Raw genomic sequence first — 21,173 nt, 5'->3', positions numbered from 1 at the left:
CGATCACCCGAGCGCCGCGACCAGCCACAGCACGTCGCCGCGGTCCGGACGCACCCGCGTCCCGGCGGCGCCGGCGAGGGGGCGGTCGCGCCCGGCCACGAACAGGACGATCATCGCCACGAGTAACGTCCCCGCCAGGTACAGCACCATGGCCCGCCCTTCCCGCCCGGATGATCACGGCCTGGCGGGTGCTCAAGCAGGGGTGCGGGCCAGGTCCAGGGCCTCGGTGAAACGCGCGTACGTGTCCAGCTCAGCGTCCACGGGCTCCAGCACGAGCTCCCTGCCGACCTGGCCGATCGACGCGCGCAGCGCCTTGCCCGTACGGCGGGCCCTGCGCCTGCCGCCCGCCCAGGCCGCCAGCCTCGACAGCAGCGCGACCAGCACCCCCGCCAGCGCGCCGCCCACCAGCAGCACCGTCGGCCACGGCACCACCCCGACGGTCGGCAGCGGCGGCTGCGGCAGCCGCAGGTAGTCCATGCCGAACAGCACGCCCAGCCACAGGGCGCCGGCCAGCATGGCCGCGAACACCAGCCACTGCAGCCCGTTCACGGCCCGCCACCAGCGGGGGCGCCTCGTGCCGACGGCGGACGTCGTGGCCACCGCCCGGTCCACCGCGTCCGCCAGCTCCCTGGCGCGTGACCTGGCCGCCTGGCGCACCGCCACCGCCCACGCCGCGGGCAGCCCGGCCGCCGCGACCTCGCCGACGTCCCTGACCGCCGTCTCCACCTGCGCCCGCTGCACGGCCGAGGCCGCCGGCACGGACGTCCTTCCGACGATCTCCCCGGCCGCCTGCCCGCCGCCCGAGCGGCTCTTGGGCGCCATGCCGCCGAGCCGCAGCCTGCGCAGGGGGTCGGGGCGGAACTTCCTGATCCACCTGGTGACCGGCCATCCGGTGGCGACGACGGCCCGATGCCGGTGCCCCTTCGCCACGGCCTCCACGACCACGGGCACGCCGGCCGCCGCGCACAACGTGCCGGTGAGGGCGCGCTCCGCGCCGGCCATCCGCTTGGCGACGCCGCCGCTCCCCACCTGCGCCTCGCCCTCGCCGGACGGCTCCTGCCCCGCGGCCTCGGCCCGCCCGAGCGCCAGCGCCCCACCGGCACCACCGGCCGGCGACGAACCAGCCGCCTCCTGCCCGCTCCGCCTGCCCTGCCCGCTCCAACTCTCCTGCCCGCTCCGCGCCTCCTGCCCGTCCTGCCCGTTCGCTGGAGGCAGCGCCGCAACGGCGGTTCCACCACTCCCTGCGGACAACGCGGCGGGCTCGCCGTCCTCCACAGCCTGTGGAGGGCCGGCGGTGGCGAGGTGACCGGCGGCGGTGCTGATGTCGGCGGCCAGGCGGGCCGACCAGGACCTGCGTTCCGAGACCCGCTCCCCGAGCAGCGCCCTCAGCTCGTCCATGCCCCGCCCCGTACGGGCCGAGACGGCGAGCACCGGAACCCCCGGCAACCCGTCGTCGTCCAGCAGGCGGCGCAGGTCGCGCAGGCAGCGGTCCACCGCGTCGGCCGGCAGCCTGTCGACCTGGTTGAGCACCACGACCATCACGTCCCGGTGCGCGGCCAGCGGGCGCAGGTAACGCTCGTGCAGCGCGGCGTCGGCGTACTTCTGCGGGTCCACCACCCACACCAGCAGATCGACCTGCTCCACCAGCCGGTCCACCTCCAGGCGGTGGGACAGCCGGATGGAGTCGTGGTCGGGCAGGTCCAGCAGGACGAGCCCGGACAGACCGGGGCCGGCGGCGTCGGCGGCTGCGTGGCGGCGCGGGATGTCGAGCCAGTCGAGCAACGGCCCCGCGCCCCCGCCGTCCCACAGCGCCGCCTGGGCGGTCGAGGTCGTGGGCCTGGTGACGCCGACGTCCGCCAGGCTCTCGCCCGCCAGGGCGTTGTAGAGGGAGGACTTGCCGCTGCCGGTGGCGCCGGCCAGGGCGGCCACGGTGTGGTCGATGGACAGCTCGCGGCGTACCCCGGCGCGCTCGGCGACGGCTCGCGCGCCCGACACCGCCCGCTCGGACAGCCGCCCCTCGCCCAGCGTGGCCGCCTCCAGCAGGGCCGCCAGCCTGGAGTCGAGCGACGGCCCCTCCTTGCGCCGCAGCAGTTTCACGACCTCTCCTCCGGCGCGTCGCCCGCATCTGGAAGGGGCAGTCCGGCCGTCCGCGCGTCCCGCGCTCCGGACTCTTCCGGCGCCGGTACGGGCAGCTCCGCCGTCACCGACGCGGGCAGTTCGGCGCGGTGGTCGCGGATGCGTCCGGCCGCCGTGCGCAGCGCGTCCGCCGTGCCCCGGGGCGGCTCCACCGGCTCCAGCCGGGCGGTGAACCGGGCCGCCTCCTCGTCCAGCAGCCCGCGCACCCGCTCCCGCAGGTCCTCCCTGGCCCGCGCGGTCAGCGACCGCACCGCCTGGTCCCCGAACACGGCCTCCAGCAGCTTCTGCGACAACACGCTCGTGCCACCCGCGATCCCCACCTCGATCCCCGTCAGCCCGCCCGTGGAGGCGAACACGGCCAGCATGAGCAGCAGCCCGGCCCCGTTCACCCCGAACGAGGCCACCCTTGCGGTGGTGCGCCGCTCGGCCCCCTCCTCACGGACGAGGTCGAGGACGTACTCCTGCCATCCCCGCACCGCCGACTCGGCCCGTTCGGCCAGGTCGGCCGAGGCGCGCCCGAGCCGGGCGGACTCGACGGCGCCGAGCCGTTCGAGGAGACCGGGGCCGCCGGGCGCGGCCGACCAGCCCTCCAGGGCACGCTCGGCGGCCCCGTCGGCGGCACCCCTGATCAGCGCCTCGACGCCGCTCTCCAGGGCGTCCCTGAGCTGGACCTCCGGCATCCGTCCGGTGAAGAAGCCGACGACGCGGTCGCGCAGCCAGCCGACGCGGCTCTCCAGGGAGCGCATGAGGTCGCCGGTGCCGATGAAGTCCTGCCAGCGGGCCAGCACCTCGCCGCGCAGCAGCGAGCCGTCCCGCATGCCCTCGTCGAAGTCGGCCATCCCGCCCGCGTACGCGCCCGCCACCACGGAGCGCAGCCCGTCGAAGGCGGCCTGCTGACGTTCGACGGCGGCGGCCAGCGAGGGCACCCGGGTGGCCAGGCTGTCGAGCGCTCCCGACAGCGTCTGCCGCACGACCCGCGACCGTTCGGCGGCGTCGGCGGCCAGGCCTGTGAGCCACGAGGAGATGTCATCGACGAAGGCGGCGGGCAGCCTGGCCTTCTCGTCGGGCAGCGCCGCCTCGGGCACGGTGAACAGCCGGGTGCCTTCGAGGCCGTTCTCGGTGAGCAGGCGGGCGAGGTCGCGGGAGACGGGCTCGACGGCCTCCGGGGGCACCCGGTCGAGCACGACGGCCAGGGCGGTGCTGCGTTCGCGGGCCGAGCGCAGGAAGCTCCACGGCACCTCGTCGGCGTACCGGGCGGCGGTGGTGACGAACAGCCACAGGTCGGCGGCGGCCAGGAGCTGCGCGGCCAGCTCGCGGTTGGCGGTCACCACGGAGTCGATGTCGGGCGCGTCGAGCAGCGCCAGCCCGGCCCCCAGCGCGGGCGAGGTCACCACGCGCAGCGCTCCCGGGCCTTCGCCGGTGGCGCGGGACAGCCCGGGCAGCACGTTCTGGCCCATGAACCAGGAGCGGTCGGCGGGGCTGACCACGAGCGTGGGCACCAGCGTGGTGGGGCGCAGCACGCCCGGCTCGGCCACGTCGGCGCCGACCAGCGAGTTGACCAGCGTGGACTTGCCGGCGCCCGTCGAGCCGCCGACGACGGCGAGCAGCGGGGCGTCCAGGGCGCGCAGGCGGGGCAGCAGGTAGTCGTCGAGCTGGCCGGTGAGCTCGCGCAGCGCGCGCCGGTCGGCGTCCGCCTCGCCGACCGCCAGCGGGAACAGCTCCCTGTCCAGCGGTCGCCGCAGCGACTCCAGTGCGCGCAGCAGGTCCATAGGACCACGCTAACCCCGTTTAGGGGCCTTCTCCGGCACTGACCCGCATTGCCGCGTCACAGCCGTACCACGGTGCGGGTCCTTCCCGGGGAAGGAGGGCGGCAGCCAGGCCGCCGTCCCGGGCGCGCAGATGCAGGACGGCGCCCTTCGCCTGCGCGGTGGGCGGGCGCGGTTCAGTTGGAGGCCGGGGGCTCGCGCAGGACGTAGCCGACGCTGCGGAGCGTGTGGATGAGCCGCGGCTCGACGTCGTCCACCTTGCGCCGCAGGTACGACACGTACGACTCGACCACGCCCGCGTCCCCGCCGAAGTCGTAGTTCCACACGTGATCGAGGATCTGCGCCTTCGACAGCACCCTCCCGGCGTTGACCATGAAGTAGTGCAGCAGCTTGAACTCGGTGGGCGACAACCGGACCTGACGCCCTCCGCGCGACACCTCGCGCGCCTCCTCGTCCAGCTCCAGATCGGCCACCTTCAGCTTGCTGGCGGGCGCGGCCTCCCCCCGGGTGCGCCGCAGCACCGCCCGGATCCTGGCCTGCACCTCCTCCAGGCTGAACGGCTTGGTCACGTAGTCGTCCCCCACGCGCAGCCCCGCGATCTTGTCCTCGGTGGCGTCGCGGGCGGTCAGGAAGAGCACGGGCGCGTCGATCCGCCTGGCCACCTCGAACCCGTCGAGGTCGGGCAGCATCACGTCGAGCACCACCAGATCGGGCGAGGTCCGGACGGCCACCTCCACGGCTTCCTCGCCGTCGGCGGCCGTCAGCACCTCGAACCCGGAGAAGCGCAGGCTGGCGGCGAGCAGATCCCTGATGCTGGGCTCGTCGTCCACCACCATGATCAGCGCCTCGGGTTTCGTCACCTACTTAGAGTGACAAAGCGACCTGAGGGTTAGCTGAAGGCTCACTCCAAGGCGAGTGGGAGTTCGACGCGGAAGGTGGAGCCCTCCTCGGGGGAGCTGTCCACGGTGACGGTGCCGTCGTGGGCGCGCACGAGCGCCTGCACGATGGCCAGGCCGAGCCCGCTGCCGCGGTCCTCGGCCGAGCGGCGGCGGGATCTGGCGGAGTCGGCCCGGTAGAAGCGCTCGAAGACGTGCTCGACCTGCTCGGGCGTGAGGCCGGGGCCGTGGTCGACGACCTCGACGAAGAGCTTGTCGCCGCTCGCCCCGGCCCGGACGATGATCGGGGAGCCGGGCTCGGTGTGCACGATGGCGTTGGTGACGAGGTTGGTGACGACCTGGCGCAGGCGCACCTCGTCGCCGGAGACGATCAGGGCCGCGCCGCCGACCACGTCCAGCTTGATCAGCCGGTCGGGGGCGAGGATGCGGGCGTCGTGGACGGCGTCGGCGGCCAGCGCCAGCATGTCCACGGGCCGCATCTTCAGCGGGCGCTGCTGGTCCACCCTGGCCAGCAGGAGCAGGTCGTCCACCAGCACGCTCATCCGGCCCGCCGCCTTCTCCACGCGCTGCATCAGCTCGGCGGGGTCGGCGCCGGGGTTCTGCCTGGCGTACTCGGCGAAGCCGCGGATGGAGGTGAGCGGGGTGCGCAGCTCGTGCGAGGCGTCGCCGACGAACTGCCGCATGCGGTCCTCGGAGCGGCGGGCCGCCGCCTCGGACGCGGACCTGGCGGCGAACGCGGTCTCGATCTGGGCCAGCATCCCGTTCAGCGATCTGGCCAGGCCGCCCACCTCGGTACGCGGGTCGCCGTCCGGCACCCGGCGGCCCAGCTCGCCCCCGGCGATGGCCTCGGCCGTGCGCTCGATCTCGCGCAGCGGCCGCATGCTGTGCCGGACGATCGTGACCCCGGCCACGGCCAGGATGAGCAGGATGCCGCCACCGCCCAGCAGCTCGATGAGCACGAGCCGGGTGGTGATCGCGTCCACCTCCTCCAGGCTCACCGCGACCACGAGCGTGCGCCGCGGGGCCACGACGCTGCCCAGCACCCGCCACTCGCCGTCGCCGCTGATGGCGGGCGCCGTGTAGGGCTCGGGTTCGGGCGAGCGCGGCAGCACGGGGATCGGCTTCTTGTCCACGTCGCGGTCGGTCAGCATCGGCACGTACGGGCCGCCGGGCTCCTTGACCAGGGCGATCGCGTCGGACTCGATGAGGATCGGGTGCTCGGCGGTCTCCCTGTCCTTGCGCCAGTCGCTCCTGACCTTCTTGTCCATGCGGGCGCTGAGCAGGTGGAGCTGGCTGTCCACGCGGTCGAGCAGGTAACCGTGCAGCACCGAGACGCTGACCACGCCGATGAAGAACATGCCGAAGCCCAGCAGCGCCAGCATCGACGCGATCAGCTTGATCCTCAGCGGCAGGCCGCGCATCAGGCGCTCGGTGGCAGGCGCAGCACGTATCCGACGCCGCGCAGGGTGTGGATGAGCCGCGGGCTCCGGTTGTCGATCTTCCGGCGGAGCACGGACACGTACGACTCGACGATGCCCACCTCGCCGCGGAAGTCGTAGTCCCACACGTGGTCGAGGATCTGCGGCTTGGACAGGACCCGCCCGGCGTTCGTCATGAAGTAGCGCAGCAGCTTGAACTCGGTCGGCGACAGCGCGACCGCGTTGCCTCCGCGCCACACCTCGTGGCTCTCCTCGTCCAGCTCGATGTCGGCGAACGTGAGCCGCGGCGGCGCCGCCTGCGTCTCCCCCGCGGTGCGGCGCAGCACGGCGTGGATCCTGGCGACCACCTCCTCCAGACTGAACGGCTTGGTCACGTAGTCGTCGCCGCCGAGCGTGAGCCCGCGGATCTTGTCCTCGGTCTCGTCACGGGCGGTGAGGAACACCACCGGCGTGTGCAGCCCGCCGCCGCGCAACCGCCTGACGATCTCGAAGCCGTCCAGGTCGGGCAGCATGACGTCGAGCACGACGAGGTCGGGGCGGTGCCGTTGGACGGCGGCCACGGCGTCGAGACCGCTCTTCGCCGTGGTCACGTCGAAACCCGCGAACCTCAGGCTCGCGGCGAGGAGTTCGAGGATGTTGGGGTCGTCCTCGACTATCAGCAGGCGTGATTCCATCACACCCAAGGATGCCCTCATCGGACGAGTGCTGGGACAATTCCGGCAATATGCCGGGCAATGGCCAGACTTGAGGTGGCCGCCGGGGATGGGGCATTCCTCACCAGAACTACCTTTCCTTGGACATCCACCACGAAGTCATCCACCAGACTTCCGTCCCTGGCGACGGCCTGCGCGCGCACGCCGCCGGGAGCCCGCTCCAGGTCAGCGGCGGCGAGCTCGGGCACGTAGCGGCGGGCGGCCATGAGGAAGGCGCCCTTGGCCACGGATCCATAGACTTCCTTAAGTCCGGTACGCCAGTGCGTCCTGGCCATGCGCAGCGTTCCCGGCCAGCCGAGAATTTGCCGAACATTACGGAAATTCGACCATCGGTACCCTTCGTACGCCGTGGCCAGCACCGCGTTCGGTCCCACCAGCACGCCACCGCCGATCCGCCGCGTCAGGTGCACCCCGAGGAACGGGTAACGCGGGTCCGGCACGGGATAGATCAGCCCCCGCACCAGGTCCCTGGCAGCGCCCCTGAGCGCGTAGTACTCGCCCCTGAACGGCACGATCCGCACGTCACCGCCCGCCCCTGCCATCCCGGCCACCGCGTCGGTGCCGAGCCCGGCGCACACCACCAGGCGGTCGAAGGCGAACCTGCGCCTGCCCGCCACCACCTCGACCTTGCCCGCCCGCTCCCTGAGCGCCCTGAGGGGGTGCCCGAGGCGTACCGACCCGCCCAGCTCGGTCACGTCCTGCGCGAGCCGGCGCGCGACGGCCGGGAAGTCGCAGATCGCCGTGTGCGGCGAGTGGATGGCGGCCACGCCGACCGCGTGCGGCTCGATCTCGCGCAGCGCGAGCGCGTCCAGCTCCGCGACGCCCGGCACGCCGTTGGCGCGCGCCCGCTCGGCCAGCGCCGCCAGCCGCGGCCGCTCGGCCCGGCTCACGGCCACGACCAGCTTGCCGACCTCCTCGTACGGCAGCGCGTGCGCCGCGCAGTACTCCTTGAGCAGCGCCACACCCTCCCGGCACAGCCTGGCCTTGAGCGAGCCCGGCGGATAGTAGATCCCCGCGTGCACGACGCCGCTGTTGTGCCCGGTCTGGTGGGCACCGACGCGCCCCTCCTTCTCCAGCACGGTCACCTCGGCGCCTCTGGCCGTGGCCAGCTCTCGCGCCACCGCGAGCCCGACGATGCCGGCGCCCACGACTCCGATCTTCTCCGTCACATGTTGATTTTCCGCGTTACCTGCCATCCCCGCCATATCCGGGCGAATCGAACATGAGTACGATGCCCGTATGTACGTCCCGCCAGAATGGCCCGCGGAGGTCCGGCCCCCCAGCGTGCCCGACTGGGAGACCTCGGCAGTGGCCTGGCTGCTCGACGCGGTGCCGCCGGACTACCGGGCGTACGAGGTGCTCAGACGGCATCCGGTGGCGCTGGCCGCGATGGCCCGCCACCACGTCAGATCGGCGGTCGAGGCGGCCCGCGCCGGCTACCGGGCGGCCGCGGTCGACCTCAAGGGACACCTGCCTCCGCACGCCATCGAGGCGGTGCTCGACACCTACCGGGAGGAGGGGCCGCGGCTGGTGCGGCTGTCACGCTCGATCGAGGTGGTCGAGCGTGCCCTGAGGGGCGACATCTTCACCGCCACCATGCGCCGCGAGCCCTGAGCGCTCAGCGCGTGCGGCGGGCCAGGAAGGTGATCACGCCGATCGCTGCCACCGCCGCGGCCAGCCAGATCAGCACGTCCCTGAGCGTCAGCCCCGCGCCGTCGCTCTCGCCGGCGCGCGCCACCGGGGCGGGCTCCTTGTCCTGCTCGGCCCGGACAGGGCTCGGCGTGGGCGTGCTCCCCGCCGGGAGCGGCACCCGGTAGACGGGGCTGCGCGGCCCCTCGCTGCCGACGAGCAGCGACCGCCCGTCGGCGGTGTACGCGATCGACTCGGCCTGCTCCAGCTCCGGCATCGTCACCCGGCCGATCGTCTCGCCGGAGGAGCGGTAGAGGGTGGCGGAGAAGTAGGTGCGCACGACGTACGACGAGCCGTCGGGCGCGTAGGCGGCGTCGGTGGCCATGAGGGGCGCGCTCGCGACCTTGCGCAGCACGTTCACCCGGTCCGTACGCAGCTTCTGCGGCGCCGCGTACACCGAGCCGGAGAACTCCTTGGACACCACGTACAACCGCCCGGTCCGCGGGTGCACCATGAGGCCCTCGGCGTTGCGCGCGCCGTCGGCGTAGCGGAACCGGTAGCGGGTGGCGGGCAGCGTGGCGTCGGCGATGGTCCGCGGCTCGAGCACCTTGTAGACCGACACGTTCGGCCAGGCGCCGTCGAGGTTGTCGCCGATGTCGGCGAACCAGAGCACTCCGCGCCCCGTCCGCGGGTCCTTCGTGGCCGCCATGGCCTCCCAGTCGCGCGCCTGGGCACCCCGCACCTGGAACGTGGCCAGCGTGCGACCCTCGCCGTCCACCGCGTAGAACGTGGGGGCGGCCGCGCTGTCGTTGTGGGTGTAGTAGAGGCCGTCGTGCGTGGGCGACACGGCCAGCCCGCTCGACTCGGTGATCCGCTGGTCCCTGAAGGTGAACAGCTTCTCCGTCCCGTCGTCGGCCGGCGCCGCCGCGAAGGCGGGCCCCTGCGAGGCCGGCACCGCGGGCAGCAGGCACACGGCCGCCACGACGAGCATCCTGGTCACGAAGTCCCCCACGCCAGCCATCATGCCCCACCGGCGCGCGCCGGACGGCCTTCCAACACGGTGGGGACGCAAGCCGGGCTCCTCCGCCTACCGCGCCCGGGCGGGCGACCTCGTGCCGCCCGGGTTCTGGCCCACCCTGGCGCTGTGGCGGTGGAAACCGGTGCCCTGCAACACCACCAGGAGCCCGTTGGCCACCGCCATGGCCGCCCACAACCCGTCGATCCCCCACGCCCTGGCGACGGGCACGGCGGCCACGACCAGCAGGCCGTACCCGATGACGAAGGAGAGCAGGCTGGAGGAGGAGCGCTTGAGCGCGGTCAGCCCGGTGCCCTGCACCGCCTGGGCCGCGTCGAGCACCGACGACAGCAACATCAGCGGCAGCAGCCCGAGCGCCCGCTCCCGCACCGCGCCGTCGTCGGTGAAGAGCGTCAGCACGTGTTCTCCGAGCCCGAGCAGCACAGCCGCCACCACGAGCGTCCCCGTGACGGCGAGCAGGGCCGCGGCCCGGTGCGCCCGCCGGGCCCCGGCCACGTCGGGCGCGCGGGCCACCTCGGGCACCGCGGCCTGCGCGACGGACAGGGAGGCCAGCATGATCAGGCCGGTGAGCGTGATCAGCACCGCGTGGGCGGCGGTGTCGCGCGTGCTCGTGGTGCTCGCGGCGAAGGTCACCACCCCCAGCACGCCGAACTTGACGAGCACGGTCCCGGCCAGCGGGATGCTGACCTTCGCCAGCTTGACGATCTCGCGCGTCCTGGGCCGTCCCTGCCCGATGGGCCGCCCCAGCGCCCGCCGCAGGCTGATCGCCGCCACGCCGGCCGCGCCCGCGCCGGAGACCACCCAGGCGATGCCCACCCCGGTCAGGCCGAGCTCCGGCACCAGCAGGGCGGTGAGGCCGCCCACCCCCACCCCGAAGACCAGGGTCGGCCAGAGCACGTGACGGCTGCGCCCCAGCGCGACCAGGATGGTGCTCGCCCCGCCCGTGGAGGCGAAGACCAGCAGGTACACCGCCAGGAGCCACGGCAGCACCCCCATCTCGCGCACCACCTCGTCCGGCACCCCGGTGACGCGGGCGAGCAGCGGCACGCAGAGCACCGCGAGGGCGCCCAGCGTGCCCGTGGCCAGGCTGAGCCAGCGCGCGTCCCGCACGACCGGCACGGCCGCCGCGGGCTCCTCCCTGAACGGTGCCACGAACGGCCCGAGCCCCCGCAACGCGCCCTGCACGGCGGCGGCAGCGGCGTTGAGCACGGCGCTGATCACGGCGAACGCGGCCAGCGTGACCGTGTCGTGGTTGCCCAGCACCGAGGTGACCACCAGCGACCCCGCCGTGCCCGCGACCATCGCGAGGAAGAGCGGCACGGCGGCGCGCAGCAGCGCGATCATGAGCGACGCAGATCCGGCGGGGGGTCCGAGATCATGACGCGAGTCTATGGCCTGGAGTGCGCTCCAGGTCCTTAGTGTGTTGTGTCATGGACTACGTCAACCTCGGACGCAGCGGTCTCCTGGTGAGCCCGCTCTGCCTCGGCACGATGAACTTCGGCCCGCGCACCACGGAGGAGGACTCCTTCGCGATCATGGACCGGGCCCACGAGCTGGGGCTGAACTTCTTCGACTCGGCGAACGTCTATGGCGGCCAGAAGGGCGAGGGCATCACCGAGCAGATCGTCGGCCGGTGGTTCGCCCAGGGCGGCGGCCGCCGGGAGAAGACGGTCCTGGCCACCAAGGTCTACGGCGACATGGGCGACTGGCCCAACGAGCGGGGGCTGTCCGCGCTCAACATCCGCCGGGCGTGCGACGCCTCGCTGAAGCGCCTGCAGACCGACTACATCGACATCTACCAGGCTCACCACGTGCACCGGACGACCCCGTTCGAGGAGTTCTGGGAAGCCATGGAGGTCCTGCGGCAGCAGGGCAAGATCCTGTACGTCGGCTCGTCCAACTTCGCGGGCTGGCACCTGGCCAAGGCCCAGGAGAGCGCGGCCCGCCGCAACTTCCTCGGCCTGGTCAGCGAGCAGACCCACTACAACCTGCTCACGCGCGCTCCGGAGCTCGAAGTGCTGCCCGCCGCCGAGGACTACGGCCTCGGCGTCATCCCGTGGAGCCCGCTGGCCGGCGGCCTGCTCGGCGGCGTCCTGCGCAAGCTCGACAAGGGCCGCTCGGGCGCCGAGCACATGCTCAAGCAGCTCGAACGGCACCGCGACAAGATCGAGCAGTACGAGAAGTTCTGCGACGAGCTGGGCGAGGAGGCGGCCGACGTCGCCCTGGCCTGGCTGCTCAAGCAGCGCGCGGTCGTCTCACCGATCATCGGCCCGCGCACGATGCAGCAGCTCGAAGGCAGCCTGCGCGCCCTGGAGATCGACCTCGACGAGGCCGCTCTGGCCCGCCTCGACGAGATCTTCCCCGGCCACCGCACGGCGCCGGAGGACTACGCCTGGTAGCAGGCCGGCGGGCCGTCGCCGTGGCGCCACCTGCCCGGCGGCGGCCCCGGCGTGCGCGGCCCCAGGCGGGCACGGGCCCGGCGGCATGCGGCATCAGGTCAGCACGGCGCCGACGACGACGATCAGCAGCAGCAGGCCGAGCACGATGGGCAGCAGCCAGGAGCGAGGACGATCCACGACCTGGAGCCTAGCTCTGCCCGGCGGGTGCCAGCGCCCATTCGGCGAGTGACTCGTACCTCACCTGCGCCCCCGTGTGGCTGCGGACCAGCCTGACGCTCTCGGCCCGCCACGGCGACCCGCTGAATCCCGACAGCGACTCCACCAGCTCGCGCAGGTCCGTCTCGCCCTTGGCACGGGCAAGCGTGAGGTGGGGATGGAAGCGCTTCTCGTCGGTCTGCGCCGCTCCCGCCCGGCGCGCGCCCGCCTTGACCGAGTCGGCGAGCCTGGTCATGGAGTCGCCGCTGACGCCCACCCAGAAGACCCGTGCCCGCCGCACGGAGGAGAAGGCGCCGAAGCCGTGGAAGGCCAGGTTCAGCACGCAGTGGCGGCGTACGGCACGGGCCAGGCGGGTCTCCAGCTCGGGCAGCACCTCTTCGGGCACCTCCCCGAAGAACCCGAGCGTGATGTGCCAGGTCTCCCGATCGGGCCAGCGCAGCCCCGGCACCTGCCCGACGTGCGGCGCGATGGCACGTGAGATCTCGTCCAGCACGTCATCGGGCGGCACCAGCGCCGCGAAGAGCCTCATGCCCCACGATTCTCCCCTGGCCCGTCCCCGCCCGTGCAACAAGGGCGGGCACCCGCGTGCCGCGGGTGCCCGCCCAGCCGCCCGGCGACGACGACGCCGGGCTCATGACTCATGCGACCGCGAGCGCCGGCCTGCCCACGCGCGAGCTGATCAGGCGCGTCATCAGCACGGCCAGCCCCGTGCCGACCAGGACCAGCACCCCGGACAGGATGACCCCCGTCCGCGGCCCGCCCAGCTCGGACAGCCACCCGATCAGCGGCGCCCCCACGGGAGCCCCGCCGGTGAAGACCAGCATGTAGATCCCCATGACCCGCCCCCGCATCTCGGGCGAGGTGGCGAGCTGGACGCTGGCGTTGGCGACGGTGTTGATGGTGATCAGCGCGATCCCCGTGGGGATCAGCAGCAGCAGGTACGCGGGGTAGAACGGCGCCACCCCGGTGGCGATCTGGAACAGCCCGAACCCGATCGCCCCGGCGAAGAGCACCTTGCGCGACAACCGCGCCCGGCGCGCCGCGAGCAGCGCCCCGCCGAGCGCGCCCACCGCGAACATGCTGGACGCCAGCCCGAACGAGGACGCCCCGGCCCCGAACACCTCACGCGCCATCAGCGCGATCGACATCGAGAACGACTGCGAGAACATCGACACGAAGGCGATCAGCAGCACCGGCATGAGCAGCTCTTCGTGCTGGAGCACGTACCGGAGCCCCTCGCGGAGCTGGCCCTTGGCCCTCGGGACGGGCTCGGCCACGTTCAGCTCCGCCTTGCGCATGAAGATCAGGCTGGAGATCACCCCGCCGAACGTCAGCGCGTTGATCAGGAAGATCGGCCCCGTGCCGCCCAGCACGTAGATCAGCACGCCGGCGAGGGCCGGGCCGACCACGCGGGCCAGGTTGAAGATGGAGCTGTTGAGGGCGATCGCGTTGGGCAGGTCCGCGCGGCCGACCATCTCGACCACGAACGCCTGCCGCGTCGGCACCTCCACGCAGGAGATCATGCCGAGCAGGAACGCCATCACGTACACGTGCCAGACCTGGGCGGTGCCCGTCATGGTGAGGATGCCGATGGTGAGCGCCAGCCCGGCCATCAGCGTCTGGGCGCCGATGAGAATGGGCCGCTTGGGGTAGCGGTCGGCGAGCACGCCGCCGAACATCCCGAACAGCAGCATCGGCAGGAACTGCAGCGCGGTCGCCGTGCCGAGCGCCGCCGCGCTGCCGTGGGCGTTGCCGGGGCCGGCGGTCAGATCCAGCACCAGCCAGTCCTGGGCGGTGCGCTGCAGCCAGGTGCCGATGTTGGAGACGGTGCCGCCCGCAGCGAACATGCGGTAGTTACGAACCCTGAGTGACCGGAACATCCCGGTCCTGGGTTCTTCGGGCTCTATATCTTGCTGAGCTTCTCCAGGATCGGCGCCGCCTGCCTGAGGATCGACCTCTCCTCCGGAGACAGCTCCTTCAACCGCTGCGTCAGCCACGCCTCCTTGCGGCGGCGCTCCTCCTTCAGCAGCTTCTCGGCGGCCTCGGTCACCGAGACGGTCACCTGCCGCCGGTCGGTCGGATGCGGGGTGCGGGCGACCAGGCCGCGCTCCTCTAGGGCGGCGATCACGCGCGTCATCGAGGGTGGTTGCACCTTCTCGAGCTCGGCCAATTCGCCGGGGGTTATCCCGGAATGCCGTTCCACCGCGGCGAGGGTCGCGAACTGTGTGGGCGTCAGCGAGTGCGCCGCCGCCTGTCGTCGTAGGCGTCGGTTCAGCCTTGCCAGGGACACGCGCAGGGCTGAAGCCAGACCTGCGTCGCTGCGCAGGTCCATCTTGGGCTGGGTTTTGGTTAGCATGAGTCATTACCTTTGCTAACTATACGGCAAGACAAGATATTTCCGGACACAACTGTTGTTCCACCCCTTGATACCCCGAAGCCGCCCCGCGCGCGCGGGACGGCTCCGAAGGTGTGACGGGCAGGTACGGGCTCAGAGGCCGAGCATCGCCCTGACCGGGCCGATGGCGAAGTAGAGCGCGAACAGCGCGGCCACGCCCCACAGCAGCGGGTGCACCTCACGCGCCCTGCCGCGCACCACCTTGATCAGCACGTAGCTGATGAACCCGGCGCCGATCCCGTTCGAGATCGAGTACGTGAACGGCATGATCACGATGGTCAGGAAGGCCGGGATCGCGATCTCGAAGTCGTCCCAGTCGACGTCCTTGATGGCGGTCATCATCAGGAAGCCCACGATGACCAGCGCGGGCGCGGCGGCCTCGTAGGGCACGATGGTGACGAGCGGCGTGAAGAAGATGGCCACGAGGAACAGCAGACCCGTGACCACGCTGGCGAGGCCAGTGCGAGCGCCCTCGCCGACCCCGGCGGCCGACTCGATGTAGGTGGTGTTGGAGGAGACGGATCCGGCGCCGCCGGCGGCGGCCCCGAGCGAGTCGACGAGCAGGATCTCCCTGGTACGCGGCAGCGTCCCGTCCGCCTGCACCAGGTTCGCCTGGCGGCCGACGCCCACGATGGTGCCCATCGTGTCGAAGAAGTCGGTGATGAGCAGGGTGAAGACGAGCAGGGCGGCCAGCAGCACGTCCACCCGGATGAAACCGCCGAACGGGTCGAACTCGGTGAACAGGACCAGCGGGTTGTTGAAGCCGATGACCTGATCGGGCACGACGGGCCGGTTGAGCTGCCAGGTGTAGGGGTTGTCGGGCGAGGCCGGGCCGAGCTTGGCGATCGCCTCGACGATGATGGCCAGGACCGTGGTGCCGACGATCCCGATGAGGATGGCGCCCTTGACCTTGCGCGCCACCATCGCCGCCGTGGCCAGCAGGCCGATGATGAACACGAAGATCGGCCAGGAGGTCAGGGAGCCGCCGATGCCGAGCTCCAGGGGCGTCCCGGCGGCCTTGCGCACGAAACCGGCGTCCACGAAGCCGATCAGCGCGATGAACAGGCCGATGCCCACGCTGATGGCGGTCTTCAACTGGGCCGGGATGGCGTGGAAGATCGCCGTCCTGAGCCCCGTCAGCACCAGCACGGCGATGATGACGCCTTCGAGGAAGACCAGGCCCATGGCCTCCTCCCAGGTCATCACCGTGGCGATCTGGAAGGTGACGAAGGCGTTCAGGCCGAGCCCGGCCGCCATCGCGAACGGCACCCTGCCGATGACCCCCATGAGGATCGTCAGCACGCCGGCCACGAACGCCGTGCCCGCGGCGACGAGGGCCACGGGGGCGGTCGCGTTGTCGGCGATGAACTGGCCGTCCACGTCCTTGCCGTTGGCCAGGATCAACGGGTTGAGCACGACGATGTACGCCATCGTGAAGAACGTGGCGATGCCGCCGCGTACCTCTCGGGAGACGGTGGACCCTCGTGCGGAGATTGCGAAGAAACGGTCTATCGCATTACGTGTGTCACTCACGACGCGAAGAGTGACAGCAGTCATGAACTGCGAAAAGAGCCAGTGATGAGATCGAGACCCGATTGGAAGCTAGGCTGGACAACGTGAAGCAGCAGTGGCATCCCGACCCCGAGCCGATCAAGACCAACGACACGGCCGCCGTCGCCGTCGGCACGGCCGTCTGGGCGGTCGCGTTCGTCGCCCTGCTGATCTTCCGTCCCGCCCCCGAGAACACCTGGTGGATCTGGACCTGCCTGACGGGCGTGGGCTTCGGCTTCGTCGGCATCTGGCTCGTCCGGAGGCCCGGGCGCGGCTGACCCCGCGCGGCAGGTGACATTCGTCATCTCCGGCTGTTCCCCGAAGTCACCTTTAAGTGGTGTTTCTGCCCACTACATCGGCACATGCCCGCCAACTCATGCTTGTTGCATGAAGAAGCCCATCGCAACCTTCCTCCTGGGCGCCGTGGTGCTCACCGCCTGCAGCACCGGCGGCACCTCAGCACCGCCCGCCCAGAGCGGCACGGGGGGCACGGGCGGCACGGCGGGCACGGTGGCGTGGAGCGCGTGCACCGACCTCGTCGGCCCCGACGGCAAGCCGTTCACTCCCGGGCCCGGTGTCGAGTGCGGCAAGCTCCCGGTCCCCTGGACCACTCCGAGCCCGACGGCGAGAAGATCGACATCGCGCTCCTCCGGGTCAAGGCCACCGGCGACCGCCTCGGCTCCCTGGTGTTCAACTTCGGCGGCCCCGGCGCGTCGGGCGTGGACTCGCTGGCCATGACCGCCACCGCGTTCAGCAAGCTCGGCACCCGCTACGACCTGGTCGGCTTCGACCCGCGCGGCGTCGATCGCAGCGCCGGCGTCACCTGCGGGAACGAGTTCGCCGAGATCATGGCCTCGGACGCGGACGACGACCAGGACGCGCTGGCCAAGGAGTTCGTCCAGGCGTGCCAACAGGAATCGGGCAAGGTGCTGCCCCACGTGGGCACCGTGAACGCCGCCAAGGACCTCGACCTGCTCAGGGCCGCGCTCGGCGACAAGCAGCTCAACTACCTCGGCTTCTCGTACGGCACCCACCTCGGCGCCGTCTACGCCACGCACTTCCCCAAGAACGTCGGCCGCTTCGTCCTGGACAGCGCCTTCGACCCCTCGGTGACCTACGAGGAACGCGCCGTCATCCAGGCGACGGGCTTCGACCAGGCGCTGGAGGCGTTCGCCGAGGACTGCGTGGCGAAGAGCTGCGAGCTCGGCGCCACCCCCGCCGCCGTGGTGAAGACGGTCGAGGACTTCGTCGAGGGCCTCAAGACCGAGCCGATCAAGGTGGGCGACCGCGAGCTCACGTTCTGGCTGGGCCAGCTCGCCGTCATCACCCCGCTGTACGCCAAGCAGAGCTGGCCCGTGCTGGAGCAGGCGACCGCCGCCGCGCGCAAGGGCAACGCCACCATCCTGCTCGCCCTGGCCGACTCCTACACCGGGCGCCGCCACGACGGCACGTACAACACGATGATGACCAGCCTTCAGGCCATCAACTGCGCCGACTACGCCGAGCGCCCGACGCCCGCGCAGATGGCCAGGACCAACGAGCGGGTGAAGAAGATCTTCCCGGTGCTGTCCTTCGACGGGATCAGCAGCGGGTCGTGCGAGTACTGGCCGGTGCGCGGGGACGACCAGGCCAGGCGCATCGACGCCACCGGCTCGGCGCCCATCGTGGTCATCGGCGGCAAGGGCGACCCGGCCACGCCGTTCCAGTGGGCCACGAGCCTGACGGAGAAGCTCAGGACCGGGGTCCTGGTCACCTACGAGGGCGAGGGCCACGGCGCCTACCTGACCGGCGACACCTGCGTCATGAGGACCGTGGACGCGTACGTGCTCGACGGCAAGGTGCCGGCCGCGGGCAGCACCTGCGGCGCCTGATCACGAGCCCGATACCGGGGAGGCCGACGAGGGCGCCTCCCCGGCGTGCTGTGGTCAGGACAGGTCGGCCTCGGCCAGCAGCAGCGGCACCGCCCCCGGGTCGCGCAGCAGGGCGGCCACCGCGAGGCGGTCGTTCCACTGCCCGGTCGCCCAGGCCAGCCCCCTGGCCAGCCCGTCGACCCCGGTGCAGTGCACGGCGCCCTCGAAGAAGCGCCAGGCGCACTCCACGCCGTCCACCAGCAGCTTCTCGTGCTCGACGTACGTCGCCGGCGCGGCCGGCAGCAACGACCGCACCTCGGCGGGCACCTGCCGCGTCACCCCTTCCGAAGTGACCGCACCCGAGGTGAGCTCGCCGGCGAGCGGCAGGTCGAGCAGCTCGGACAGGGCCTCCGCCAGGTCGTACGGGGCCAGCACCAGCGGCCGGTCGGTGACGAGCTGCAGCAGGTCGGGCGCCTCCACCACCACGACGTCCTCGGCCGAGGCCACCACGATCTCCCCGCCGAGCACCGCCCGCAGGCTCGGCGGCGGCGCCACCCGCGACGGGTCCACGGCGGCCAGCGCGATCCACAACGCCCTGAGCTGGGCCCGGTCGACCTCGATCGACTCGTCGGCCATCAGGTCGAGCAGCTCCTCGGGGCCGCCGTGCGAGGCCAGCAGCTCCGTGAGCGTCGTGCGGACGCCGAGCATCGACAGCGCCGCCTCGTCGAGCCCCGCCGGGGCGTCGGAGAACAGGCCCTGCAGCAGGGGGTCGGCGCCGGGCAGCCGCAGCTCCAGCGGCTTGCGCCCGCCCAGCACGGGATGGTTGGCCAGCCACCACGCCGTGTAGGACGGCACCTCCACGCCCTCCACGCGCAGCGGGTGCAGCGCGGCCCGCAGCGGCGGCGTGGTCAGCAGCTCCAGCGCGGCCGGCCAGTCGGCCACCAGCTCCAGGTCGCGCACCGCGAGGAACTCGGGCACCAGCGGCGGCACGTCCAGCTCGGGCAGCAGGTCGAGCACGTGGTCGAGCCAGTCGGCCTCGCCGTCGAGGTCGTGGTCGCACTCGTCGGGGTCGAGCAGCACGTCGGGCTCGTGCACCACGGCGAACCCGTCGAGCACCCCCGCCGCGGCCAGCACGCGCGGCCCGTAGGTCTCCTCCAGCTCGGCCGCGGCCACCCCGAGATGCGTGTCGGGCTCCAGGACCGCCGCCAGCGCCCCGTCGGCCAGCATGAGCTCGCCCGCCGGGTAGAGCTCGCCGTCGGCGCCGCGCAGCGCCAGCTCGCCCAGCCACGGCGCCTCGCCGGGCCCCAGCCCGGACGCCTCCACCAGCGACAGCACGGCCCTGGCCACCGGCTCGGGGTCGGGGCTGTCGAGCGACTGCGCGACGGCCGCCTTGGTCAGCGGGTCGTCCAGCACCGTGCGCGGCGTGGCCTCGGCGGCGCCCAGCCGCAGCAGCGCCGGGTGCGCCGCCTCCGGGTGCACGATGCGCAGCCCGAGCGGCGTCAGGTCGAGCTCGGCGCCGCCGTCGGTCAGGATGAGCGTGCCGCGCGGCCCGCGCACCAGCCGGCCGTCGGCCAGCGGCACCGGCAGCGCGCCCAGCGACTCGGGGTCGTCGGCCGGCAGCACCTCGTACAACGAGCGCCACCACGACGGCTCGCGCGCCTCCACGGCCTCGCCCGACAGCAGGTCGACGATGTCGGACAGCTCCACCCTGCGCACGCCGAGCGCGGCCATGGCGGGATGGCGGGCGGGCCAGCCGGCGGGCAGCAGCCCCGGCACGAAGGCGGCGACGGTGGCGAGCAGCTCGGCCGAGGCGGCGGCCACGACGGCCGCCTCGCGGCCCGTCACCACCCAGCCGTCGCCGTCGGGCTCGGGCGCCGGGTGCTCGACCTGCCACTGCGCGTCGGGCTCGTAGACCTTCTCGTCGGCGAACGACGGCGTCCGCACGGCCGGAGCGGGCGCCGACAGCGCGGGCAGCAGCGGCGTGCCGGGCAGCCGCTCCAGCACCGCCCTGCGGATGCGGGCGTCGAGCTCGCCCTTGCCCATGAGGGAGGGCACCAGGTCGAGCAGCCTGGAGGTGCGCGGCAGCTCGCGCAGCAGCCGGACGTAGGCGTCGGCGACCCGCTCGACCAGGAAGTCGGCCAGCGGCCCCTTGGCCACGTGGCGCCGGTCGGTGGCCATCGGGAACGAGGCGATCAGCAGCGCGGGCAGGTCGATGGGCTCGTCGCTGGGCGTCGGGGCGTGCACCACGGGCGGCACGGCGGCGGGCAGCGGGCCCGGCTCGCCGGTGCCGGTGACCGGCACCGCCCAGCGCAGCGACCAGAAGGGACGCGCGCGCTCCTCGGTGGGCCGGTCGGCGAAGAGCCTGCCCACCTCCTCGGGCGTGAACTCGCCGGACTCCGACACGACGTGCCAGCCGTCGGCGACCACCGTGCGCACGGAGCCGTCGACGTCGATCTCGATGCTCTCCAGCGCGGGCATGCCGAGCAGCAGCGCCGGGCTCGTCTCGGCCAGCATCCGCCGCACGGCCTCGACGCCGGCCTGGTCGCGCAGCGGCAGCCGGACGACCGTGTCGAAGCCGTCGGGGATGTCGATCATCGGCGGCTCGTCGAAGGGCAGCCGCAGCAGCGGCACATGCCCGCCGCGCTCGGCCAGCTCGCCCGCGAGCGCGGGGGTCTCGGCGACGAGGGCCGCGGTCTCCGTACGGGACCAGCGCACCGCGGGCGCGCCGCGCGAGCCGATGGAGGGCGCGTCGCAGACGGACACCACCGCCGCGAACCCGACCCCGAACCGGCCCGCCGCGCCCGCCTCGGCACGCTTGCCCGAGGCGCGCAGCGTGGACAGGCTCTCCACACCGGTGGCGTCGAGCGCGGCGCCCGTGTTGGCGGCCGTCAGCACCTCGCCGCGCAGCGTCAGCCGCAGCACCCCTGGCACGCCCGCCCGCAGCGCCGCGTCGGCGGCGTTCTGCGCCAGCTCGACGATCAGCCGATCGCGGTAGCCGCCGAGCGCGAAGTCCTCCTCCGCGTTGGCGTCTTCGCGGAACCGGGCGGGCGAGGCCGTCCACGCCGAGAGGACGGCGGCTCGCATCCGGTCAGTGCCGTAGGTGTCGCTCATCGATCACGATCCTGATTGGAGAGGGTAGGGGGCCAC

General features: G+C 72.7%; 19 protein-coding genes. 4 read left to right on the top strand and 15 right to left on the bottom strand.

What is annotated here, in order from left to right:
* Positions 1 to 3: 3 nt before the first annotated feature.
* The 7 genes from HD597_RS54550 to lhgD all read right to left on the bottom strand — a co-directional run bounded on the left by HD597_RS54550 (position 4) and on the right by lhgD (position 8,146).
* Positions 4 to 150 carry a hypothetical protein gene (locus tag HD597_RS54550; RefSeq protein ID WP_253755959.1) on the bottom strand — a complete coding sequence of 49 codons (147 nt, stop codon included), beginning with the start codon at positions 148 to 150 and terminating at the stop codon, positions 4 to 6.
* A gap of 42 nt (positions 151 to 192) precedes the next feature.
* The gene (locus tag HD597_RS54545; RefSeq protein WP_253755957.1) at positions 193 to 2,097 is read right to left on the bottom strand and encodes a YfjP family GTPase; all 1,905 of its coding nucleotides are present in this window, start codon (positions 2,095 to 2,097) and stop codon (positions 193 to 195) included.
* The gene (locus tag HD597_RS54540; RefSeq protein ID WP_253755955.1) at positions 2,094 to 3,905 is read right to left on the bottom strand and encodes a GTPase family protein; all 1,812 of its coding nucleotides are present in this window, start codon (positions 3,903 to 3,905) and stop codon (positions 2,094 to 2,096) included. Before HD597_RS54540 ends, HD597_RS54545 begins: the two co-directional genes overlap by 4 nt.
* Before the next feature lie 173 nt (positions 3,906 to 4,078).
* Entirely contained in the window at positions 4,079 to 4,738 is a 660-nt protein-coding gene (locus HD597_RS54535; protein ID WP_253759873.1) for a response regulator transcription factor, read from the bottom strand.
* Positions 4,739 to 4,803: 65 nt separating this feature from the next.
* Entirely contained in the window at positions 4,804 to 6,219 is a 1,416-nt protein-coding gene (locus HD597_RS54530) for a sensor histidine kinase (RefSeq protein ID WP_253755953.1), read from the bottom strand.
* Entirely contained in the window at positions 6,219 to 6,911 is a 693-nt protein-coding gene (locus HD597_RS54525; protein ID WP_253755951.1) for a response regulator transcription factor, read from the bottom strand. The genes HD597_RS54530 and HD597_RS54525 overlap by 1 nt, the downstream gene beginning before the upstream one ends.
* A gap of 17 nt (positions 6,912 to 6,928) precedes the next feature.
* Positions 6,929 to 8,146: an L-2-hydroxyglutarate dehydrogenase gene (gene lhgD / locus HD597_RS54520; protein WP_372513602.1), complete on the bottom strand. Its 1,218-nt coding sequence runs from the start codon at positions 8,144 to 8,146 to the stop codon at positions 6,929 to 6,931.
* 43 nt (positions 8,147 to 8,189) lie between these two features.
* On the opposite strand from lhgD, the gene HD597_RS54515 reads away from it, so the two are divergent.
* Complete coding sequence (locus tag HD597_RS54515; protein WP_185100420.1) at positions 8,190 to 8,564, top strand: hypothetical protein; 375 nt, start codon at positions 8,190 to 8,192, stop codon at positions 8,562 to 8,564.
* Positions 8,565 to 8,568: 4 nt separating this feature from the next.
* Here HD597_RS54515 and HD597_RS54510 read toward each other — a convergent pair whose 3' ends face one another.
* Positions 8,569 to 9,600 (bottom strand): hypothetical protein, encoded by a 1,032-nt coding sequence (locus HD597_RS54510; protein WP_372513652.1) that lies wholly within the window; start codon positions 9,598 to 9,600, stop codon positions 8,569 to 8,571.
* A 66-nt stretch (positions 9,601 to 9,666) separates the two neighbouring features.
* Positions 9,667 to 10,959 carry an MATE family efflux transporter gene (locus HD597_RS54505; protein ID WP_253755945.1) on the bottom strand — a complete coding sequence of 431 codons (1,293 nt, stop codon included), beginning with the start codon at positions 10,957 to 10,959 and terminating at the stop codon, positions 9,667 to 9,669.
* A gap of 86 nt (positions 10,960 to 11,045) precedes the next feature.
* On the opposite strand from HD597_RS54505, the gene HD597_RS54500 reads away from it, so the two are divergent.
* Positions 11,046 to 12,014: an aldo/keto reductase gene (locus HD597_RS54500; RefSeq protein WP_253755943.1), complete on the top strand. Its 969-nt coding sequence runs from the start codon at positions 11,046 to 11,048 to the stop codon at positions 12,012 to 12,014.
* Between the two features lie 187 nt (positions 12,015 to 12,201).
* Here HD597_RS54500 and thpR read toward each other — a convergent pair whose 3' ends face one another.
* From thpR to HD597_RS54480, 4 genes are all read right to left on the bottom strand, one after another.
* A complete protein-coding gene (thpR, locus tag HD597_RS54495; protein WP_253755941.1) occupies positions 12,202 to 12,759 on the bottom strand; it encodes an RNA 2',3'-cyclic phosphodiesterase in 558 nt (185 codons plus the stop codon).
* 109 nt (positions 12,760 to 12,868) lie between these two features.
* Entirely contained in the window at positions 12,869 to 14,110 is a 1,242-nt protein-coding gene (locus HD597_RS54490; RefSeq protein ID WP_253755939.1) for an MFS transporter, read from the bottom strand.
* A 23-nt stretch (positions 14,111 to 14,133) separates the two neighbouring features.
* Positions 14,134 to 14,586, bottom strand: a complete 453-nt coding sequence (locus HD597_RS54485) for a MarR family winged helix-turn-helix transcriptional regulator (RefSeq protein WP_080044745.1) — start codon at positions 14,584 to 14,586, stop codon at positions 14,134 to 14,136.
* 132 nt (positions 14,587 to 14,718) lie between these two features.
* Entirely contained in the window at positions 14,719 to 16,182 is a 1,464-nt protein-coding gene (locus HD597_RS54480) for an NCS2 family permease (RefSeq protein WP_276083270.1), read from the bottom strand.
* A gap of 59 nt (positions 16,183 to 16,241) precedes the next feature.
* On the opposite strand from HD597_RS54480, the gene HD597_RS54475 reads away from it, so the two are divergent.
* Entirely contained in the window at positions 16,242 to 16,454 is a 213-nt protein-coding gene (locus tag HD597_RS54475; RefSeq protein WP_253755935.1) for a DUF2530 domain-containing protein, read from the top strand.
* 96 nt (positions 16,455 to 16,550) lie between these two features.
* Here HD597_RS54475 and HD597_RS66300 read toward each other — a convergent pair whose 3' ends face one another.
* A complete protein-coding gene (locus HD597_RS66300) occupies positions 16,551 to 16,706 on the bottom strand; it encodes a hypothetical protein (RefSeq protein WP_253755933.1) in 156 nt (51 codons plus the stop codon).
* A 51-nt stretch (positions 16,707 to 16,757) separates the two neighbouring features.
* On the opposite strand from HD597_RS66300, the gene HD597_RS54465 reads away from it, so the two are divergent.
* Positions 16,758 to 18,047, top strand: a complete 1,290-nt coding sequence (locus HD597_RS54465) for an alpha/beta hydrolase (protein WP_253755931.1) — start codon at positions 16,758 to 16,760, stop codon at positions 18,045 to 18,047.
* Positions 18,048 to 18,101: 54 nt separating this feature from the next.
* On the opposite strand, the gene HD597_RS54460 is transcribed toward HD597_RS54465, so the two are convergent.
* Positions 18,102 to 21,137 carry a sacsin N-terminal ATP-binding-like domain-containing protein gene (locus HD597_RS54460; protein WP_253755929.1) on the bottom strand — a complete coding sequence of 1,012 codons (3,036 nt, stop codon included), beginning with the start codon at positions 21,135 to 21,137 and terminating at the stop codon, positions 18,102 to 18,104.
* Positions 21,138 to 21,173: the final 36 nt, after the last annotated feature.

It is taken from the genome of Nonomuraea thailandensis, assembly GCF_024172165.1.
In the GTDB taxonomy this organism is placed as follows: Bacteria; Actinomycetota; Actinomycetes; order Streptosporangiales; family Streptosporangiaceae; genus Nonomuraea; species Nonomuraea thailandensis.
Note: the sequence above shows the minus strand (reverse complement) of the source record. Positions and strands in the feature narration are given on the sequence as shown.

What these genes read in the sequence shown, in the direction of transcription:
- HD597_RS54550 (WP_253755959.1), bottom strand. Translation starts at nt 150, where the DNA reads ATGGTGCTGTACCTGGCGGGGACGTTACTCGTGGCGATGATCGTCCTG.
- HD597_RS54540 (WP_253755955.1), bottom strand. Translation starts at nt 3,905, where the DNA reads ATGGACCTGCTGCGCGCACTGGAGTCGCTGCGGCGACCGCTGGACAGG.
- HD597_RS54535 (WP_253759873.1), bottom strand. Translation starts at nt 4,738, where the DNA reads ATGGTGGTGGACGACGAGCCCAGCATCAGGGATCTGCTCGCCGCCAGC.
- HD597_RS54530 (WP_253755953.1), bottom strand. Translation starts at nt 6,219, where the DNA reads ATGCGCGGCCTGCCGCTGAGGATCAAGCTGATCGCGTCGATGCTGGCG.
- HD597_RS54525 (WP_253755951.1), bottom strand. Translation starts at nt 6,911, where the DNA reads ATGGAATCACGCCTGCTGATAGTCGAGGACGACCCCAACATCCTCGAA.
- lhgD (WP_372513602.1), bottom strand. Translation starts at nt 8,146, where the DNA reads ATGGCAGGTAACGCGGAAAATCAACATGTGACGGAGAAGATCGGAGTC.
- HD597_RS54515 (WP_185100420.1), top strand. Translation starts at nt 8,190, where the DNA reads ATGTACGTCCCGCCAGAATGGCCCGCGGAGGTCCGGCCCCCCAGCGTG.
- HD597_RS54510 (WP_372513652.1), bottom strand. Translation starts at nt 9,600, where the DNA reads ATGGCTGGCGTGGGGGACTTCGTGACCAGGATGCTCGTCGTGGCGGCC.
- HD597_RS54505 (WP_253755945.1), bottom strand. Translation starts at nt 10,959, where the DNA reads ATGATCGCGCTGCTGCGCGCCGCCGTGCCGCTCTTCCTCGCGATGGTC.
- HD597_RS54500 (WP_253755943.1), top strand. Translation starts at nt 11,046, where the DNA reads ATGGACTACGTCAACCTCGGACGCAGCGGTCTCCTGGTGAGCCCGCTC.
- thpR (WP_253755941.1), bottom strand. Translation starts at nt 12,759, where the DNA reads ATGAGGCTCTTCGCGGCGCTGGTGCCGCCCGATGACGTGCTGGACGAG.
- HD597_RS54490 (WP_253755939.1), bottom strand. Translation starts at nt 14,110, where the DNA reads ATGTTCCGGTCACTCAGGGTTCGTAACTACCGCATGTTCGCTGCGGGC.
- HD597_RS54485 (WP_080044745.1), bottom strand. Translation starts at nt 14,586, where the DNA reads ATGCTAACCAAAACCCAGCCCAAGATGGACCTGCGCAGCGACGCAGGT.
- HD597_RS54480 (WP_276083270.1), bottom strand. Translation starts at nt 16,182, where the DNA reads ATGACTGCTGTCACTCTTCGCGTCGTGAGTGACACACGTAATGCGATA.
- HD597_RS54460 (WP_253755929.1), bottom strand. Translation starts at nt 21,137, where the DNA reads ATGAGCGACACCTACGGCACTGACCGGATGCGAGCCGCCGTCCTCTCG.